This window comes from Nostoc paludosum FACHB-159 (assembly GCF_014698835.1).
GTDB lineage: Bacteria > Cyanobacteriota > Cyanobacteriia > Cyanobacteriales > Nostocaceae > Nostoc > Nostoc paludosum.
In genome coordinates this window covers 1-17,768 of sequence record NZ_JACJTU010000031.1, presented here as the reverse complement: position 1 = coordinate 17,768, position 17,768 = coordinate 1, and the positions used below count along the sequence as shown (strand labels likewise).

14 protein-coding genes are annotated in these 17,768 nt (G+C 41.7%); 10 read left to right on the top strand and 4 right to left on the bottom strand.

The window, feature by feature from the left end:
* Positions 1–2: 2 nt before the first annotated feature.
* The 6 genes from H6H03_RS26100 to H6H03_RS26075 all read left to right on the top strand — a co-directional run bounded on the left by H6H03_RS26100 (position 3) and on the right by H6H03_RS26075 (position 7,361).
* On the top strand, positions 3–1,529 hold the full coding sequence (locus H6H03_RS26100; protein WP_190957968.1) for a TrbI/VirB10 family protein: 1,527 nt from the start codon (positions 3–5) through the stop codon (positions 1,527–1,529).
* Positions 1,526–2,395, top strand: a complete 870-nt coding sequence (locus tag H6H03_RS26095) for a hypothetical protein (RefSeq protein ID WP_190957967.1) — start codon at positions 1,526–1,528, stop codon at positions 2,393–2,395. The genes H6H03_RS26100 and H6H03_RS26095 overlap by 4 nt, the downstream gene beginning before the upstream one ends.
* Positions 2,396–3,682 carry a hypothetical protein gene (locus H6H03_RS26090; protein ID WP_190957966.1) on the top strand — a complete coding sequence of 429 codons (1,287 nt, stop codon included), beginning with the start codon at positions 2,396–2,398 and terminating at the stop codon, positions 3,680–3,682.
* Positions 3,682–5,451, top strand: a complete 1,770-nt coding sequence (locus tag H6H03_RS26085; protein ID WP_190957965.1) for a type IV secretory system conjugative DNA transfer family protein — start codon at positions 3,682–3,684, stop codon at positions 5,449–5,451. The genes H6H03_RS26090 and H6H03_RS26085 overlap by 1 nt, the downstream gene beginning before the upstream one ends.
* Positions 5,452–5,461: 10 nt before the next feature.
* On the top strand, positions 5,462–5,866 hold the full coding sequence (locus tag H6H03_RS26080) for a hypothetical protein (protein WP_190957964.1): 405 nt from the start codon (positions 5,462–5,464) through the stop codon (positions 5,864–5,866).
* A gap of 103 nt (positions 5,867–5,969) precedes the next feature.
* Positions 5,970–7,361, top strand: a complete 1,392-nt coding sequence (locus H6H03_RS26075) for a hypothetical protein (protein WP_190957963.1) — start codon at positions 5,970–5,972, stop codon at positions 7,359–7,361.
* Positions 7,362–7,598: 237 nt separating this feature from the next.
* On the opposite strand, the gene mobF is transcribed toward H6H03_RS26075, so the two are convergent.
* Positions 7,599–12,011, bottom strand: a complete 4,413-nt coding sequence (gene mobF, locus H6H03_RS26070; protein WP_190957962.1) for a MobF family relaxase — start codon at positions 12,009–12,011, stop codon at positions 7,599–7,601.
* Positions 12,005–12,457: a hypothetical protein gene (locus H6H03_RS26065; RefSeq protein WP_242057992.1), complete on the bottom strand. Its 453-nt coding sequence runs from the start codon at positions 12,455–12,457 to the stop codon at positions 12,005–12,007. The genes mobF and H6H03_RS26065 overlap by 7 nt, the downstream gene beginning before the upstream one ends.
* Positions 12,458–12,936: 479 nt before the next feature.
* On the opposite strand from H6H03_RS26065, the gene H6H03_RS26060 reads away from it, so the two are divergent.
* From H6H03_RS26060 to H6H03_RS26045, 4 genes are all read left to right on the top strand, one after another.
* Entirely contained in the window at positions 12,937–14,064 is a 1,128-nt protein-coding gene (locus H6H03_RS26060; RefSeq protein ID WP_313931918.1) for a ParM/StbA family protein, read from the top strand.
* A gap of 2 nt (positions 14,065–14,066) precedes the next feature.
* Positions 14,067–14,552 (top strand): hypothetical protein, encoded by a 486-nt coding sequence (locus tag H6H03_RS26055; protein WP_190957961.1) that lies wholly within the window; start codon positions 14,067–14,069, stop codon positions 14,550–14,552.
* A 41-nt stretch (positions 14,553–14,593) separates the two neighbouring features.
* Positions 14,594–15,427, top strand: a complete 834-nt coding sequence (locus H6H03_RS26050) for a hypothetical protein (RefSeq protein WP_190957960.1) — start codon at positions 14,594–14,596, stop codon at positions 15,425–15,427.
* An 80-nt stretch (positions 15,428–15,507) separates the two neighbouring features.
* Positions 15,508–15,834 carry a hypothetical protein gene (locus H6H03_RS26045; RefSeq protein WP_190957959.1) on the top strand — a complete coding sequence of 109 codons (327 nt, stop codon included), beginning with the start codon at positions 15,508–15,510 and terminating at the stop codon, positions 15,832–15,834.
* 617 nt (positions 15,835–16,451) lie between these two features.
* Here H6H03_RS26045 and H6H03_RS42095 read toward each other — a convergent pair.
* Entirely contained in the window at positions 16,452–16,730 is a 279-nt protein-coding gene (locus H6H03_RS42095; protein WP_190957958.1) for a hypothetical protein, read from the bottom strand.
* Positions 16,705–17,768: WD40 repeat domain-containing protein (locus tag H6H03_RS26035; RefSeq protein ID WP_190957957.1), on the bottom strand; the 1,064-nt coding region annotated here is incomplete at its 5' end. The genes H6H03_RS42095 and H6H03_RS26035, both read right to left, overlap by 26 nt.

Genomic DNA, 17,768 nt, shown 5'->3' with positions numbered 1-17,768 from the left:
TTATGTCAAATCAAGTTGCAGAAAATTCTCAAGCTACTACCGAAATTAACCATCTTCGGCAAGAATTTGCTCAGATGAATGGGGCAGAGATAAAAAATGATTCAGCGACATCATCTACAGAGTCAACAGGTGAGGCACAAAAAACCGAGCCAGAAGAAATTGTTACCACTCGGACTGTAGCTGGACACCCATTGTTGAAAGGGCTGACAATCTCTGGTGGAGTTTTGCTATTAGTTCTTACTTTTGGAGCAATGGTTGGCACAATTACAGGAGCTTTAAATTCTTCTGGTGAGAATCAAACCCAAGAAACCACCAAAAACATTCAGTCTGTTGATAGCAAATCAGATAAAGATGAGGATGCAGAGATGAAAACAGTGATGGCTCTGACTAGCCAAAAAGGTGAATTACAAGCCATCAGCAAAAAAAATAGTGAAACTGTATCGGTATCGCCTGCACCAACGCTAAAAGTCACTCCAACAACTATTGCCAGTGTCAAAACTCAGCCAACACCAACACGCTTAACAACTTATCAAGCACCACCGCCGCCTACTCCAATTACTAAGTCTAGTAGAAGTTATCCAGTAGCTTTTAATCCTCCAATTAGGCAGGTTGCACCTGTATCTTTACCTAAACCCATACCTGCAAAAACCAGTATTAGAAACTCAACCCCATTACCTTTAGTTAAAACTACCCCCAAAGATCCGATGCAGGAATGGTTAGCAGTGGCCAATGTAGGGAATTACTCTTCTGGTGATTCTGACAATGGAGAATTAAACAATGAAGAATTGAATTTGGGAAATGCAAAAATAGAGGGAGGTACAGGGATTAGACCAACCAGCCTTTCTAATCGCGATCGAGATTCGCCTCAACTACCACCTACCAATTACGATGGCAAGCAAGTTTTGGTTGGGACTCGTGCAGTCGGTGTGATGGAAACTCCCATTGCTTGGGTAGGTAGTGGTATCAGTAATCAACAGCAAGAGCAAAACTCTTTGATTAGGCTATCGCAACCCCTAAAAGCATTTGATGGTTCTGAAGTTTTACCCAAGGGGTCTTATATTGTTGCTACTCTTAACCCAACTAACTCAGAAATAGCACAGATGACGGCTGTTTCTGCGCTCGTCAATATCGACGGTAAAACTCAAGAAAAACAACTTCCACCAAATTCGATTTTGATATTAGGTAAAAACGGGAATTTGCTAAAAGCTGAATCTCGTAAAGGTGGCAGTAATCTAGGAAATTCGCTTATGTCATCTCTGCTATCTGGCTTATCTAAAGCAGCTGAAATTCAGAATCGGGCTAATAGTGAAATTTCTATTAGCTCAAACGGTGTAACAACTACTAACACCAGCAATGGCGATAAAGATTTAGTAGCTGGTTTTACAGAAGGCAGTATCAACGAAGTTCTAAGTAGGATGAAAACTTCAAATGAACAGCAATTACAAGGTCTACAACAGCAGCAACAAGTCTTTGTAATTGAAGCAGGCAAGCAAGTACAAATTTTCGTAAATCAATCAACTGTTATATGAAAAATTTAGCTTTTTTACTAGCAACAGCCTTAGCGCTCAATGCTGGACAATCACTAGCATTACCAGCAGCAAGAAATGTTTATTCACAGGATGCCCAAGGTAATAAATCTACTGGACTTGACTTAAAAGTTTGGCAGGGCTATGGGCTGACGATAAACTTTATTCCAACTGGTGAAACTATTAAGCAAGTTTGGCTGGGAGATCCGACTCATTTTTCTCTAACTTCCAATGGCAAGTTGTGTCAGCAAGGTACATCAAATGATGAAAACTGTGGTAAGGGAGGGGCTACAGTTCTATTTCTGAGACAAATTCAACCGATTAAATTCCCTCATTTAACTTCTAGCGGTGATGGCAGTACGCAAATTACTGTGATTACAAGTAGCACTGATGGTCAAAAACAATATCAATTCAAATTAATCCCAGCTAAAGGTCAGCCATCTTATACAAGCCTAATTATTAAGCCTGACTCTGAAAGACCTTCGCCTGTTTTGAAACAACCAATATTAACCACAACAATCAAGAAACCGGAATTAACAACAAAGCCAGTTGCTCAAGATTCAACAGTAGCATCAACAAAAAAACCAGCAACATCAACTGTAACCAAACCCCCTGCTCAAGAACCAACAAATATTAATATTAGGGCTGCATCTAGTAGTCGTTCTATTCAAAGAAATGATGCTAATGCTTTGGCTTATGGTTTGGCAATAGCTGTATCTAATAAAGAAATTAAGCCTTATTCAATTAACTGGAGAAAACTTCAAGATGCTATTCGGCTACTACGGCGGGGGAAAAGCCAAAATGAGGCAATTTCTCTATCTGGTGTGCCACCTGCATTATTTGAACAATTAATAAACAGGGGTAAATAGATGCTCAAACTGAAAACATTATTGTTGATAGGCTTTACAGCTTTAACGATCGCTACATCAATCGAAACACAAGCTCAAACGCCAACCGAAACTCACACTTTGGGTCAATACGAGGTAAAAATTCCTGACTGGTCAAAGATAACCTGGGACAATTTACCTCCAGTCCAACAGCCTGGGTATCTCAGTATTCCACCAGAATTGATTGCCAAATTTGGATACGATCCTTCTCGTTCTTGGTCAGCAGGACAGAAAGTAGATTCTGTAGTCATGCTGGGAGATGTGGAAGATGCTTTGAAAATGAGTTCTCTAAGCTTAGAAGATATATCTGCGATAGTAGCACTCGATTCTAAACTGACACTCAAAGATTTGGGACTGATGCAGTGGCAAACCCCCAAGACTTTAGTCAAAGCAATCCCCACATTGGGCAACCTTGATATTAGCCAAGTTCCACCTATTTATGATTTGTTTACTCAAGTTGCTGAGGGAAAAAGAGGGTTGGGGGAGCGGGGGAAGCTGGGGGAGATTGCCCAGGACAATTGGCCTGGCGCAAAGTCAAATAGACCTAATAGAAATTCCACTAAAATCGCCGCAAGTGGTAATATCTCCCAAATTTTAGAGTCCAATCCACGCGCAGCCAATACTCCATTAGGAAAGCTTGACCTCAGTCGATATCCCATCAAATCAGTTCCTTTCCTTACTCAAACACAGTTAGCCCGGTTCTTAGGCTGGCAGCAAAGCTACATTAATCAAGTACCAGGGCTAAATAAAGTGCCTTTTGATAAGATGCCCCAGCCGATTAATACTGGATTTAATGTAATTGGTATTGCATCATTGGTACTGGGAAAGGCAGAAAACGGAGATACAACAGTAGGCTCCAACTACTTTATATCTGGCAGCATTAACCGTAGTAGCGCTACTGTTCCGGTAGCTTGTGAATCTCGAAAAGAATGCTCTTACATGGAGTTAGGGGATTTAGCAGGACAGCAGGGGGAACTTTACGGTAAACGTTGGGCTTCTGGTTCTTCTCAAAAGGTGAAAGGTGGATTTGGACTACTAGGTAAGGTGAATGGAGGCAGAGAACCTACAGGCAGGCTTGTTTACGGTTCTGCTTTCAAGGTGGTGTTAACAGGAGTCAACGAATCAAAGGGTACGGCAGATTTCGGTTTGTTTTTTAGAATTTGCGCGAATATTCCTTTCCAAGGTAAAACCTGCACCCCCTACTTTATAGGGCCAGTACCTTGGATGCCTGTATCAGAAAATGAGTTAGTAATTCTGGGGACACAGTGATGACCGCACAAACCCAGTCCCAACAAGATATTAGTAACCAGATTATTCCCTCCAATCTGAAAATTGCTTTATATTCTCCGATGGGTCTAGCACTGCTTGTATCTATTGGTGCTTTGGTATTAGCTAAATTTCTGGAAGCCAGAGGCGGATCTAACAAACTAGCACGGGCGCGATGGGCTGGAGCTAGAGAGAAAACAGCAGCTCGTAAGTTAGCCCTGAAGCAAATTCAACAACGCAAGCATAACCGAGTAGCCCTTTACATTGGAACTCCTAAAGGAGCTAGTTTTGAGGTTGTGGGTAACAAGCGAATTACTAATCTACCAGAAGATAGCTCAAAATTATATCTGCCCGATGTTCAGCGGGGAATTTTGGTCTGTGGCGGCCCTGGTAGTGGTAAAACTGCCTCAATGATTAATCCGCTGATCTGGTCTGCCATCGACCAAGGGCTACCCTTGATTTTATACGACTTCAAATATGCTCACCAAGAATCGCCTACTGATGCTGCTAAAGGTCAAGCACCCAAACTTGCAGGGTACGCCACAATGCGCGGGTATGAGGTTTCTATCCTCGCCCCTGGCTTTAGAGAGTCCTGCATAGCTAATCCACTTGATTTTCTGCGGAGTGAAACTGATGCAGAGATGGCGCGTCAGTTGGCGATCGTCCTCAATCGGAATTTTAAATTATCTTCTAGTGGTGATGCCTCTGAAAGTGGCTTCTTCGTAAATGCAGGCGATCAGTTGGCACAGGCAATTTTTATGCTGGCACGGGGTACAAACTTCCCCGATATTATGATGTGCCATGCCATTCTCAGTCTGCCGAATTTAATCGATCGCATTCAACAAGCTTCTTTAAATCCTTGGGTAAAAGTTGCCTTTGACCAATTCCTGTCTGTAGCTGGTTCTCCAGAAACAGCAGCTTCAATAGTGGGTACTACAAGCGGGTTGTTTACTCGTTTTATGACTCCATCTACTCTTAGTGCTTTCTGCGGTCAAACCAATATCCCCTTAGATTTGAAGGGGCGGAAGATGGTTATTTTTGGTATGGACAAGGAGAAGCGAGATGTTATTTCTCCTTTATTAGTATCCATATTGCATCTTTTATGTTCTCGAAATTTAGCTGGTAAACGCACAGAACCATTAGTTTTGGCACTGGATGAATTACCTACTTTGTATCTACCAGCTTTAGTTGATTGGCTAAACCAAAACCGCGAAGATGGCTTGATTTGTTTACTAGGACTGCAAAATTTGGCACAGCTTGAAAAAGCTTATTCTAAGGAAACTACTAATGCCATATTCGGTGGTTGTGCCACAAAAGTCTTCTTTAATCCTCAAGATGACATAGCCGCAGAACGTTTTAGTAATTTCTTAGGTGATGAGCAAATTAAGCATAAGGAACGCTCTCGCAGTTCGGGCGGTAAAGGCGGTGCAAGTACCTCAATCTCTGAGCAAAACAGCACTCGTCCATTATTTGAAGTTAATCAATTCAATACTTTATCAGAAGGCAGAGCAGTAATTGTCAGTCCTGGTTTTCGCTCTGGGAAAAATGTCGGTCTGCCTTTATTACAACAAATTCCTGCTGACATTCAATCGGATGCTGCCATAGCAAAAAGTGTGAAGCAATGGTATGAAATCCAACAAAAGTTTATCTCACAATCTACTCTGTGCGAACCATCTGGGGAAGAGTTAGAAAATCGACTTTTAGAGGCAGAAAGATTGTTGCCTTTAATTGATAAACAAGCATCAGCTAATGAAAGATTGAGCAATATTTAGGAGGTAATCGATGACTAATTTATCAGATTATGAAATGCAATTGTTAATCAAACTCCCGTTTGATATTGCGTTGATGGTTAATAACTATCGTACTGACATTATCAATGCCGCAGAGTTTTGGGATGAACCACCTTTGGCTGAAAACTATGTACCAGAATTCATTGAAGTTTACTATGGCGATGCTGAAAGCCCTCATATCTTTATAGTGAATGGGGAACTCAAGGATTACAGTGCAACTAATTTACCTGATAGCACCAAATCGATTTCAGTCTTAATTGATGACCAATGGGCTTATATCGAAATTGAAGGTAAGGTAATCCTTAATCGTTTAGGAGGTGTAGTTTTACCAGATGTGTTGGTAAGTCCATCTACTCTAATTAATTCAGTTTTAGTATCCCCGCTCTCCAGAAATTGAACTTTCCCTTCGATACTCCACGATTAATAGTGTTGCCAAAATAAATACCCAACTCATGAAAAGTTAAATTTATTTTTGCTCAATTCTTTAGGAGTCACAAATCATGGATGAGATAAAATCTGAAGCAAAACAAGTGCAACATGATTACTTAGAAATCCTCAATGATATTCTGCATAAGCTGTTAGAAAAAGGGAAGTTTCAAGATTTAGATACCAGTAAAGACTTATCAATTTATGTTGGCAACCAACCCAAGTATAAAGGTCATCCTGATAGAGAAGTTTCCGTAAATTCCATGACTCCAGAACTGGTGGAGAAAATCAATACGGCTATCAATGACCCCCAAAATTTGAAAGGTTCTGTCCGAATCATGATTGGCAAGGATAAAGTCTATCATGCTAAGGACGGAGAAGTTTTAACTGATAAGCTGGGTTTAAATAGCAAGATTACTCAGAATTCTGACTTAGGTTCTCATCAGTCCCAGTCTCCTCAAACAGCAAAGCCAGTACAACAATCCTCTCCTCTTGAGGATTTACAAAAGCAGGTAGATGCTTTACAACAAAAGGTTCAAGAGCAGCAAAGTTTGATTGATAATTTTGCTTCTCAAAATCAATCAAGTAATCAGGTAGCTGAAAAATTATCTGCTGACATAATTAGTCTTAAACAAGCTTTTGATGCTCAACAAAAAACTATTGAGCAATTGCAGAAGGGACTAGAGGCTATAAATAGTCAAAATAATCCGGCTGTCAAGAATTCAACTTTGCACAATTGGATAAATTCCATTGAAACGAAGGCTAAAACAACTGCAAAAAATCTCTACGAACAGGTAAAAACTGCCTTCACTCCTAAAATCGATAAAGTTAAAGCACAATTAGAGGCTCAAATTTCCACTTTAAAACAGCAGATGAATCAACAAATGGAGTCTCTCAAAGCTGAGATGAAGTCACAAGTTGCAACTGTTAAAGGTGAATTTGAATCTAATGTGGGTGTAGTTAAGGATGGTATTGGTGAAGTTAAGCAGTTAGTCAGCGATGAGATTCAGCATGGCATGGAGCGTCACCAAGCTGCTATGGGCGCTATTCATAATAAAGTTACAGGAGAAGTAAATACAGTTCATAAGCAGCTAACTCAAGCTGTTGGTGATATACACTCAGCAGCCAATCATACTGTCAAGCAGAGTGTTGAAAAAGTTACCAATAGCGTAATGGATATCAAAGGCAAGGCTCTCGCTAAGAGTGTAAATTCTATGCTGCGCCTTTTTGGGAATCAGAATCCTGATGGTACGAGGAGTTATGAAAGTAAAAATTACAACTTTTATCAAAAAGGCGATAGTATTACTGTCACCGCTAAAGATGGTCGGGCTGTGATGGTAAATGGTGATTTGACTACTACTGCTACGGAGAAAGATGTTGAATCTTTAGACGAAGTGGGAGAGGTAGTGTCTGATTATTTAAAGCACAGTAATACTCAATCTCAGTCAAGTAAACTTAGAAGGTAATTTAGCAGATAAAATTAAATAAGTAGTCAGAATACAGAATACAGAACTCAAAATGCAATCTAGGGGGGGATTTAGATCCGGCAGCTAGAAGCACCACAAAATTTTCAATTTTTTCCGGGATTTAAACCCGTTTATTCATTCGCCGCTCGTACAAAATTCATGCGCTCATTCTGATGCCTTAGCGGAGCGTCTTTGCCTTTGTTACTGACTTCTAACTCCTGAATTCTTTTTGTTAAATTACCTTCTAATTCCTCTTATTGGTTTTGGTGAAGGTTCATACTTAGCTAATAGTTGAGCTTGTCTGTGTTGTTCTTTTTGCCATAATTCCTCTTTAACACCAGTTAATCGTTTTTGTATTGATGGTGATTTTATAACTTCAGATATAGCTTTCATTTCAATAGTTTTTTGTTCTCTCTCCCAGGTTTGATAATTTTCTACCTGGGTTGACCATTCCTGAATTTTTGAGGAGAGCTGTTGTTTGTGAGTTACTAATTCTTTGATAGTTCCTATAGTTTGCAATTGCTCATCTAAAGCCAAGTTATACTTATTACTCAATTGATGAAGCGGGTAACGCTCCATCGATTTGATGGCTTTCTCTTGAATAGCGTGTTGGCTCCACAAACTATCAATTTGTGCCTGAAGCTGGCTAATTTGACTTTCAATAGCTTGCCTATCAATTGTCGGTGGTACTTGAGCAACTGGTTCTGAAAAATATTCTTTAACTGCTTGTTCTAAGTACAGTAGCTCTTGGTTAGTCAGTACATCAATGGACTTCTTAAATGCCAATTGATTTTGCTGGCTTAAAAAACGTTGTTGAAGTCGTTGTTTGCGCTCCTCAATGCTTAACTTTTTGGGTGGTGCTGTTAGAGTATGTCGTTGTTTATTGTTGTTATCTCGCCATGCTTTGAGGGTTGATGCTTGATAGAACGCCTTTTCGTATACCAGTGGCCCTTGAGCCACAATTAAATCGTCAACCCCTTTATCCGGCCCAGGTAACTTCACCACATTGACAGACGCTCCCCGTTCCTCTAACAGTCCACCAGTCCGTGAGATAGCAATCTCTATATTTCGCTGAGTCTCAAGTCTTGTCTCATAATCAAAGCAGAATGTTATCTCCCGCCCAGGAGTGGCGAAAACAGCTAACTCATCCATGAGTCTAGCTTTCACCTTTTCGCCAAACTCATCTTTACTGCGATAACCAGCATAAATTCCCGGCAGCCCGATCGCTGCATGACCCTGGCTCAACAAACTGGCTGCTTTCTTTGCTCCTTCAGTAATCGTGACTGGTAAGTTGTGCTTCCAAACGCAATACCAAAATCCACTGGTGCGATCGCTTTCGGTTGGCTGTACCCCAGCTTTCTCATAGATACTAAGAGCAATATCATCCGGCACATCTAACAAGAAAATACTTAATTCCGTTTTGGGTGGATGCTCGTACTTAATAAACTTACCGGGTTTATCCGCTTTTTCTCTCTTGTTATTGGGTTTATAGCATCCCCACAATTTCCGATCGGGTTTATCCCCTGGCTGTAGGTGAGCAAAGGACTTGGGATTAACACCAGCATCACACCACCAGCCACCCGATTCAATATGAGTATACTTACTCATAATTCCTGACGAAAGCTTACCTGTGTTAGTGCGTGGCAGTTTGTCACTGTACATCAGATATTCCCAGGCTTCATGTTCCCAATCAAGAGTCTGATGCAGGCTTTTGAAGTTAAGGGCAGCAATTTCGGGGTGAATAGCACTACCTTCTACTAATTCTTGCCAATGTAGGGAATCTAGCCGTTCGGGAGCTTCACCAAAGTTCTCAGGAATCCAAAATGCTACTGTCCTTTGTGTAGTTTTGGAGACTGGTTTTTTAATAACTGGCTTGGGGTTAGGAGGCTCTTGAGCAGGGGAGCGAAGCAGCAGAGGGGAAGAACTGGGCTTTTGTGCAGGAGGGCAGAGGTGCAGAGGGGAAAGAACTTCTCCCCTGCTCCCTTGCTCAATAGCTCCTCTGCTCAATAGCTCAAGAGCCTCTTCCCTTCCCTCCTCAGTTGTGGTTGTTTTAGCTACAATTCCATTAACTATTTCCTTCTCTTCCTTTAACTGGCGCTGCTTGTTTAATTCATTCTGCCTCAGCAGGAAGAGTGCATTTTCCTTAGCTTTACTGTGTTGCGCCCAATTCAGTAATTTATCTTTATCTTCAGTAAAAAGTTTAAGTGAATACTTAGCACGGCTGACTGCGACATAAAAACTTTCTTGTCCAATGGTATTGTCAGCAGCAATCAGTACAGAGTCAGCAGTCTTACCTTGGCTGCTATATGTAGTGCTGACGATCGCATAATCTAGGTGTTGTGCTTGTTGCAGGTTAAGAAATTCAGTTTGACCGCTATCTAGATACTGGATTTGCGCGTTATAACCTGCAATTGCTTTAACTACAAACTCTTGACCGTTGCGCCGTCCTAATTGACGATCGTTCTTTGTCCAGCGTAGGCGATCGCCCTTGGCAATTTCAATATGCTGATGTTGGTAAACTGCTTTATTAAATCCCGTATCTACCTGAAAATATTGCCCATCCTCAGTTTTGAGGGTTAATCGGTCAGTATCCTTACCCACCACTTCATACAGTTTTCCCTTGGACAACCCCCGGCGTTTGTAACTGCGGGTGGGCATGACCAAATCACCCAGTTCAAAGTTGTGGGTGTAGCGCTTTTGCACTTGGGTTAAGTCCTTGGCTTGCAGTTGGGTGATGTTTGTCGCATTCCCTAAACTACCCTCAACTTTCAGTTGTTGCCGAATCGCTTGGGTGATGGCTAATCGCTCAAAATTTGTGCCTGCTAGTACCAGGGTTCGCGCCCGTTGCTCTCGTGTGGCTGCCATATATTCACGGGCAATGGTATCAATTTTAAGTTCGGCTGCTATGCTCTGAATACAACCGTTTTCATCGAGGCGTTCAAAACCTTCTTCAATTCGACCTTCGGCAATCAGGTCTACTGCCAGCTTCAGTTTTGGCGCACGTTGCCTCAAAGATTCGTTGAGATGACTGGTTTTAATTCCTGCCTGTTGTAGAGACTTGAAGGGATTGCCAGCCTCTACAGCTGACAACTGTTTTGTATCTCCCACTAACAAAACCCTAGCTTGTTCTTGGGTTGCGCGTTCTAAAAGAGCAAGGGCATCTTTAGCGCTCAGTAACCCTGCTTCGTCCACAACCCATATTTGATTTGGTTCTATTTCCGGCGACGGTTCACAGATGAGCAGTCTAGCGACAGTCTCCGCCTGGATATCCAACTCTTGACCCAAAACTTTGGCGGCCATAGAACTGGGAGCAAAACCTTTGATAGTGTAGCCAGAATCGGCGGCTAGAGTTTTTAATTCCTTGAGGGCGAAAGTTTTACCAGCACCAGCTACCCCCTGCCATGCGATAAATTGGTCTGTTGTGGTTGCTGCTGCCAGTACCGCTCGACGCTGGTCTTGGTTTAAAGCCGTTTTCTCCAGGTGGTTTTCAACTATTTCTCTTTGGGCGAGTGGACTAACCTTACCCTGTCCTAACTGCATTAATTTAATAGTTGCCAGTTCCCGATTAACTGCTGTCAGGGTTGTAAATTCGCGTTTTTCTGAAGATAGGCTGAGTAATTCCGAGTTAGCTTGAACTAAAGGCTCTATCTGCCTAACGTCTGTGGCTAAACCTTGGTTTAGGATGAATTTTTCTAAATCTTCCTGGGTGAAAGCAACATTTCTTTCTGAGCAGTGGGCAATAGCATCTTCTAAATTTTCATAGCTGACTAACCTCTGTTGTAGTAGAGGTTGCGGTTCTATTGGCTGTATAAAATCGATCCCCAGTGCCGCAGCTTCTTCCTTCCACTTAGCTTTTAGCTCTTGGGGGTTAATTTTCTGTTTCAAGTTGCGAGTGGCAGTCCAAGCCGCTTCTCGTTCTGCCCAAGTTGAATTAGAGCCTACTGCATCTAATATTTGCTGTCTGCGTTTGGAGAATTCTTGTAAGTCAGTAGGCCGGAAACCTTTAATTTCAAACTGCCCGTGTTTTCTAGCTTCTACTTCGTACCCTAGCTTTTGTACCTCAACAGCTAGGTAATTTTGGTACACCATACCGAGAAATTTCTTATTTTTGAAAATTTCATCATTAAGCAGGCTGTACCAGTTTCCGTTCTCTAACTGTGTCATGTTCATCACCAGAGCATGGGTGTGAAGATGCGGATCTAGTTCTCTGGTTTCAATGTGGTCAAACTCCGCGATGACTAAATTGTTAGTTTTTATCAATTGCTGCCCCTGTTGGGTCGTGGCTCTGGTGTAGCTATAGCGTTCTTCAATCAAAGCCAAAGTTTTCTCTACCGCTAACTGATGGGCAGTAATTAGCCTTTCATCTCCACCTACCAAAGCCTGGAGGCTCACACTTTTCGGTGCAGAGAAAGTAAAGTCAGTTGCTGCGCGACGTTGCGATGATTCCAACTTTCTGGCGCACAGGTGTTGACTTCCATCAGGTGACAGTCCATTGACAATGTTAGAGAAAGTTTCTTTGTTATCAACTGCCCCCTCAAGTCCGAGTTTTTTAGCTCCCTTACCAGACCAGCGTGAAGAACCCTCTTGGTAATATCCTTCCACGAAGTAATGCACTGCTTGCTGAGGTTCTGTGTTCTTCCCTGTCAGCATTTTTGTACATTCCTTTGGAAGAATTGCAGTTTCAACACTTTGAAGATTTCCGGTACTTGATTGGGATCGGCGATCGCAAATTCCAGTTCTATATCAGCATAATTTTTCAGCAGGCTTACTACTAAATCGAAGTGCTGACTATCAATGCACCAAACTTTGAATGAAGCATAACAGTTTGGTTTAATCTCATAAAAAAATCTATCACTCTCCGGCAGATTTCTAAATACTTCCACTGCCTGGGCATGATATTTACAAAAATTAAAACCTACCCAATTGACTTTTTTGAAACAGGCTACCCGAATTACCACACCAAGAGAATTTTTATTTGTGGAAGATAGACAGCTACTCCAGTAATGGCTATGACTCCAGAAACACATCGCCATCATCTGACGTGCTTCTGTCTTCAGAGCCGTGAAACTTACTTTCTGTAGTATTGAGTAATTCAAAAATTAATATTTGTTAATACAGTTTTTGATGCCCTTTCAAATTTTAAATTAAACTCGATTTTTTGAGCAAAACTTTTTTGCGTACTGTGCGAAAATTTTTTCGGGAGTCCAGAGGGGTTTCCCCTTTGGGAGATATTGGGAAATGTTGGTATATATCTAATAATTATTGGTGCTGTTTGGTGAATTTTAAGATTAATGACAATCTTGTCAAGAATGTACAATAATCATTTTAATTCTTGGAATTAATTGGGAAATATCGGGATAAAAATCTTCCTTTTGGTGAATATATTTTTTCTTTGTAGGGTAATATTGGTATTTATTGGAACTCAAATAACTTTTTGAAAGTTCCCATCCATAAATAGAGAGCTTTTCTTTCAAAATAGAGCAGGTATAGCACTCAAACCCTTGAAAAATCGTAGCTGATTTTTTATTAGTAATATTTTGCAATTAATAGTCTGAAAAAAAAGAGGTAGCTGGCAGTGAATTTATTGCTCAGTCTTGACCCTGGTTCTTCGATGACCAAAATGATTTACCGTGTCCTTGATTCCATACCATATAAGCCGCCAGAATTATTTTGTATGGAACCAGAGTTAATCGCCATTGCTAAAGAATCAATCGACCTGTACGAGTCAGGTAGACTCAATAGCCCCAATCCAGAGAATGAGGCTTGGGTAGAGTTTGACTCTGAATATTATGCAGTGGGATTTCTGGCACAAAAGCATTTTGAGGCTCAGGTCAAGTTGTCAGAACTCAAGTATGAAAATGCTATTCCCAAAGTGTTAGCAGCAGTAGGAGCGATCGCCACGAAGCTGGGATTAGGAACAAACTTTACTTTATCCTTGGCACTGTTGTTGCCCTATGGGGAATGGGAAGATAGAGAGCGATTAGAAAGAGGTTTAACCGCGGCGTTGTCTAACTTCTCCTTCCGTGGTCAGCAGTTTTCTATAAACCTGGAATGCTTTGAATGTATGCCTGAAGGTGGCGGGCTGGTGCTGACTCGAAGCAAAAAACTGGGGGCGAATTTCAATCAGTTGAGTATAGCTGTGTTGATGTTCGGCTTTCGGGATATCTCCGCCGTTAGGTTTGAGCGTGGATTATCTTCTGGCTCATCAGCTAACTTGGGTTTGGCTTGGATGTTAGAAAAAATCAAAAATCGCACCTCTGGGCAAAATCTACAAGATTTACTATTGGCGATTCATCAATCAGGAGCTACCCCCAAAGCCAAATACTTTAAATCTTTAGCCAGGAGCAAGAAGGCTGAATTCAGAGCCGAGGAAGTCACACAAATTATTGAAGTGGCGACTATGGCACGAAAGGAATACTGGGCGAAGGTATCAGATTGGCTCAAAAGTCATGTTCCTGCCAACGTCGATCAGGTGATCGTCGGTGGCGGCACATCTGAATATTTAACTAACGAGCTAAAAGCCTTTTTTGCCCATACCAAAATTTCCTGGGCAGCTGAATTAGAAGAGGATGTACGCCTAGCGTTTAACTTACCTCCCCACAAAGATGCGCTCATTCTCCGTGTAACTGATGTTTACGGATTATTTCGATATTTGCAAAACCAGGTGACTTATTCATCTTTTCATGCTCTAGCAGACGCGTAACTATGGAAAATAACACCATACTAGAAGATTTGGAATTTCGTCTACGCACCAGAACCTTCCAAGAAAGTCCAGAAGCCATTCTTATAAACTATCTCAACTCCAAAGCCACTCTTTATCCTTCCAAGGACATGGCGATGATTGCACTGATGAGTTATTGGCTACCGTTAGCCTATCGCACTGCTGGTCAGGGAGCTAGGGAGAACTTAGAGCAAAGCATTAAAGATTGCATATATCGCCTGAAGCTTCACCAGCAGTATCTGCAAGAAATGTTGGCAGGAGTTAATGGGAGTATGGCAGATGATTTAATTGAGTCCCCACCGACAAACAGCCATTTGGGTCAATTGGCAACAACTCAGTCTGAGCAGTCCTTAATGAGTAATAATATACGCGATAACTACGCAGACGTGACTACTCTGCAACAAAACGATCTGCCTGTGGACGCTCCAGGGGAACAACAACAATGGTTTAATCCGTTGAAACCTCGATAGCACAACGCAATTTCACTTCATTTTGATTAAGGAATTCCTTTATGTATCGTCAGTCAGAACTTTCTAATAGCATTACACCAGAAGAAATCGTTAGAACTTTGTCCCTGTGTGGGATACCCCAGAAAGAACAATATACAGAGGATGAAGCTGACCGCTTCCGTGAATGTCGTAAGTTAATTGAACAGGGTAAAACTGACTCTGAGGTGATGGAGTTGTTAAAGCAAAACGATGCTGTTGCAACTAAAGTTATACCAAAACCTAAGAGACCAAAAAATTCTGCTACCTCAGATGAATCCCAGTCAGATGAGCCAGATGCAGACACTGAACCAAAAGATATTTCTCAATTATTGTCATTAGCCAAGGAACGAATAGGTACAAAAATAACACTCTCGGAATCTCTCTCAATTTTGATTTCTTGTGGGCTAAAAGACCAAGATGAATATAACCAAGCTGAGTGCTTACGCTTCCTTGAGGCTTGCGATTTAATTAAGAATCAGGGTAAATCCGTTGAGGATGTGGCCCAACATTTTGGATTAAGTACCAATGACTCTAAACCAGAAGGGGATATAGATACTCTGGAACTTCTGGAACAGCTAGGAGACACTACAGCTTTATTGGGTGTAGAGGAACGAGAGTTAATTAGGGATATGGTGAGGGACAAGGCCAAAGGTGATATCGCCGGGTTGCCCAAATTGTATTTACAGTCCTTAGTTGAGGAAATGAAATCATCTGAATTTCAACAGGAGTGGCAGCAACTACGAGAAGCATTTAAAGCTAGGGTCATGGGAAAAAAGCCGACTTCCCCAGTATTCCAACCGCAGCCGCATTTAATGAGCTTGCCACCGACATCGGAGAATGGGTCAATATCCGAATAGTTGAGGAAAAGCATACTATTGAGGTCAAGGCACACAAGATTATTGAGGAAAAAGCTAAGCTTCGGGCGATACAAATAGCTTTGAATAAACTCAATGAATCTCAGCAATGGATTGAGGCTGAACAAAAACGTTCTCAACTGAGGAGTCAGCGATCGCAGCAATTCAAACTCAATTTAATTTACTTTGCACGCTGGGTTGGCTCAGGGTGGAGAGGTTGGTTATTTTATCTGGGGTCGTTTGGAATTTACATATTTTTGGGTTTTGCTTTGGGTCTTAACTTTCCTTCTGCGATCGCCTGTCCCAATACCAAAAGTTACTGTTACCTTTTGCGATTGGATAAAGAAACTGTGGTCATCCCTAGTGATTACATCAAACAAAAGTCTCCAAAAAAATTCAGTAATGAATAGGGTGTAGCTGTAGAAAGTTTTTAAATGTAAAGGGGGTAGTTATTAACTTCCCCCTTAATTTTGTTAGTGCCGGCTAAAAACGTAGACTTTGTTATAACTTTCTTCTACTGAATAGTAATCGTCAATAAACCAATCACGGGCTATTGCTTCAAAATTCAGGTAGAAGCTAGGAATACCCATATTTTCTAAGTTTTTAATCAATCCCTGTTGTTCGAGTTGGTCATAAACAAAATCCTCTGACTTTCGTACTCATCCCAGTAATGTTCTTGAAAATCTTCTACACTAGCCTCACTACTGTCATATTCATAATAAGCGGCGCAGGCTGCACCATGCTCTGATAATATTTGAGCAAGTTCGGCAGTCGCAAGTAGTGGTAGATCAAGCGAATGATTAAATCATCTGCACCCCCTATGGCAAAGGTAGAGAGCATGATTTTCGTATATTTAAAAACAGTAAAATTAGGTTGAAAAAAGACATAGAATGCTTAGGATATAAAGGTTATCAAGGTATTCAAAAATTACATTGCAATAGTCGCATTCTCAAGAAAAAGCCCAGAGTGAGGTAAGTTAACTTATGAAGATAAAAAGACTAATCAAGAATTAGCCAGAATTAGAGTTTTAGGTGAGCATGTAAATCGGAAATTGAAGGTATTTAAAATTTTGTCTCTTACTTATAGAAATCGTCGAAAAAGATTTAGTTTGAGGTTTATCTAATTGCTGTTCTCTACAATTATGAGCCTCATCTACCCCAAACCGAATCTTCTTGAGCAACTTTTGCAAGAGGTCTATTGTTTGACTTTTGTAAGCGATCGCCCCGGAAGTGCCCCGAAAGTGCGATCGCATTAACAGTAATTGATTTTTTGCTGCAAAGCTAATTGGTTTTGGTAGGAATGTCATCGCAGAGGGTGCGATCGCGATCGCTCACATTGGGATTTGATTGTAAATAAACACGTAGCCTGTTGCAACTGTAGATCATTAAATCGTCTAAGTTATTTAGGTACGCCCAGAGTTTGACGGTTTTGTCATCACTAGCAGAAGCGATGGTCTTACCATCAGGGCTAAATGCTACCGTATTAACCGCATCGCTATGCCCATTGAGGGTGGTAATTTCTTTACCTGTAGCCGCATCCCATAGTTTGACAGTATTGTCAGAACTAGCAGAAGCGATGGTCTTGCCATCGGGGCTAAATGCTACGCCTCTTACCGCAGCGCTATGCCCGTTGAGGGTGGAGATGAGTTTAGCTGTAGCCGCATCCCATAGTTTGACGCTGTTGTCATAACTACCAGAAGCGATGGTCTTGCCATCGGGGCTAAATGCTACGCTAATGACCGCAGAGCTATGCCCGTTGAGGGTGGTGATTGCTTTACCTGTAGCCACATCCCAGAGTTTGACGCTGTTGTCAGAACTAGCAGAAGCGATGGTCTTGCCATCGGGGCTAAATGCTACGCTATAGACATCAGCGCTATGCCCGTTGAGGGTGGTGATTTCTTTACCTGTAGCTGCATCCCAGAGTTTGACGCTGTTGTTATAACTAGCAGAAGCGATGGTTTTACCATCGGGGCTAAATACTACGCTACTGACCACAGAGTTATGCCCTTTGAGGGTGATGATTGCTTTACCTGTAGCCACATCCCAGAGTTTGACGCTGTTGTCATAACTAGCAGAAGCGATGGTCTTGCCATCGGGGCTAAATGCTACGCTAATGACCGCAGAGCTATGCCCGTTGAGGGTGATGATTGCTTTACCTGTAGCCACATCCCAGAGTTTGACACTGTTGTCATAACTAGCAGAAGCGATGGTCTTGCCATCGGGGCTAAATGCTACGCTAATGACCGCAGAGCTATGTCCGTTGAGGGTAGAGATGAGTTTACCTGTAGCCGCATCCCAGAGTTTGACGCTATTGTCATCACTAGCAGAAGCAATGGTCTTGCCAT

Coding starts and splice junctions, on each gene's coding strand:
- H6H03_RS26100 (WP_190957968.1), top strand. CDS start 3: ATGTCAAATCAAGTTGCAGAAAATTCTCAAGCTACTACCGAAATTAAC.
- H6H03_RS26095 (WP_190957967.1), top strand. CDS start 1,526: ATGAAAAATTTAGCTTTTTTACTAGCAACAGCCTTAGCGCTCAATGCT.
- H6H03_RS26090 (WP_190957966.1), top strand. CDS start 2,396: ATGCTCAAACTGAAAACATTATTGTTGATAGGCTTTACAGCTTTAACG.
- H6H03_RS26085 (WP_190957965.1), top strand. CDS start 3,682: ATGACCGCACAAACCCAGTCCCAACAAGATATTAGTAACCAGATTATT.
- H6H03_RS26080 (WP_190957964.1), top strand. CDS start 5,462: ATGACTAATTTATCAGATTATGAAATGCAATTGTTAATCAAACTCCCG.
- H6H03_RS26075 (WP_190957963.1), top strand. CDS start 5,970: ATGGATGAGATAAAATCTGAAGCAAAACAAGTGCAACATGATTACTTA.
- mobF (WP_190957962.1), bottom strand. CDS start 12,011: ATGCTGACAGGGAAGAACACAGAACCTCAGCAAGCAGTGCATTACTTC.
- H6H03_RS26055 (WP_190957961.1), top strand. CDS start 14,067: ATGGAAAATAACACCATACTAGAAGATTTGGAATTTCGTCTACGCACC.
- H6H03_RS26050 (WP_190957960.1), top strand. CDS start 14,594: ATGTATCGTCAGTCAGAACTTTCTAATAGCATTACACCAGAAGAAATC.
- H6H03_RS42095 (WP_190957958.1), bottom strand. CDS start 16,730: ATGACATTCCTACCAAAACCAATTAGCTTTGCAGCAAAAAATCAATTA.